This is a genomic window from Psychrobacter sp. (genome assembly GCF_035469765.1).
Taxonomy (GTDB): Bacteria; Pseudomonadota; Gammaproteobacteria; order Pseudomonadales; family Moraxellaceae; genus Psychrobacter.
Genome location: NZ_DATIRM010000039.1, coordinates 1 through 1,811, shown reverse-complemented (window position 1 = coordinate 1,811; position 1,811 = coordinate 1). Strand labels below are relative to the sequence as shown.

The following is a 1,811-nucleotide window of genomic DNA, read 5'->3' as shown; positions in this document are numbered from 1 at the left end:
AATGCTGCCTAGTTTTTTGCTGAAATACCAGCTGATAGGCAAACACAAAAGAAAACCTACGGCAATGACTATTCGAATATGAGCAATCTCATTAAACCCTATCACCAAGGCGGTAACCATAAGTACGCCGATGACGACGGTTAATGCAATGGTAAAAACTACAGAAAATAATGCCCAGTTCATAACTTATTCCTTACTTTTATTATGGGTATAACTACTTTATACACTAAATCCATACAAATAGTAAGGCTTTTCATATGGACGCCTAGCCCATTTATAGCAAGTGATTGATAATTAAAACCATGTTATGATTATTGATTTATTTTGCCGCTTTTTATTTTCTATAAATAACCATTGTTTGATGAATTTTATTGATATAAATCTATGCCAATTGCCTCGATTGCCTTCCCTATTCTGATCACTATCAGAACCTTTGACTGCTAAGCAGCATAAAAGCACTTAACTCAAAAAGAATAAACCGCATTTACCATCGCTCTACTTATGAATCTTCAACACCCTTAGCACGTTTGTGCTAAAATCGCTTGCAAAATTATTTTATCCAATACCATTCGCCAGTAAGGAGCCGCTGTGAGCCAGCCATTTCGCTCAGCCGATATTCGTCAAGCTTTTATCGATTTTTTCATAAGCAAACAGCACACCCCCGTCGCCTCATCGAGTTTGATTCCACACAATGACCCGACATTGCTATTTACCAATGCTGGTATGAATCAATTTAAAGAAACCTTTTTGGGCATGGAGCCACGTGACTATACGCGTGCAGTAACCTCGCAAAAATGCGTGCGTGCTGGTGGTAAACACAATGATTTAGACAATGTCGGTTATACAGCGCGTCATCATACGTTCTTTGAGATGCTTGGTAACTTCTCTTTTGGTGATTATTTTAAGCAAGCAGGGATTGGCTATATTTGGGAGTTTTTGACCTCAGATGAGTGGCTTGCGATTGATAAAAATCGCTTATATGTGACCATTTATGAGACCGATGACGAAGCTTTTGATATTTGGCATAAAGACATCGGTATTCCAAGTGAGCGTATCATCCGTATTGGTGATAATAAAGGCGCGCCTTACGCGTCAGATAACTTTTGGACAATGGGTGATACTGGTCCTTGTGGTCCTTGTACCGAAGTTTTTTATGATCATGGCGCAGATATCGAAGGCGGCCTGCCGGGTACGCCTGAAGAAGACGGCGACCGTTATATTGAAATTTGGAACTGCGTCTTTATGCAGTTTAACCGTCAAAAAGACGGCACTATGCTACCGCTACCAGCCCCAAGTGTTGATACTGGCATGGGGCTTGAGCGTATCAGTGCCATTATGCAAGGCGTACATGGCAACTACGAGATAGATTTATTTGTCCATTTAATGGATGCTGCTGCTGAAATTTTAGACATTGACAATCATCAACAATCATCGTTAAAAGTCATCGCCGACCATATACGTGCGGTTGCGTTTTTGATTGCTGATGGCGTTACCCCAAGCAATGAAGGTCGCGGTTATGTACTGCGCCGTGTTATCCGCCGTGCGGTACGTCATGGTAATAAGCTTGGCGCAGATAGTGATTTCTTTTATAAAATGGTCGCGCCGTTGGTTGCTGAGATGGGCACCGCCTACCCTGAGCTAAAAGACAAGCAAAGTGTTATTGAAAACGCTATTCAAAAAGAAGAAGCGCAGTTCGCTAAAACTCTAGCACAAGGCTTACGTTTACTTGCCAGCGAGCTTGAAGGTCTAAAAGAAGGCGACGTACTCTCTGGTGAAGCAGCCTTTAAGCTTTATGATACCTATGGCTTCCC

At 41.8% G+C, this 1,811-nt stretch carries 2 protein-coding genes; one reads left to right on the top strand and one right to left on the bottom strand.

Annotated elements, in window-relative coordinates:
* Positions 1–183: hypothetical protein (locus tag VLN09_RS00950; RefSeq protein WP_325243222.1), on the bottom strand; the 183-nt coding region annotated here is incomplete at its 3' end.
* Between the two features lie 405 nt (positions 184–588).
* Here VLN09_RS00950 and alaS point away from each other — a divergent pair.
* Positions 589–1,811, top strand: a 1,223-nt coding sequence (alaS, locus tag VLN09_RS00945; RefSeq protein WP_325243220.1) for an alanine--tRNA ligase, incomplete at its 3' end; no start/stop codon positions are given.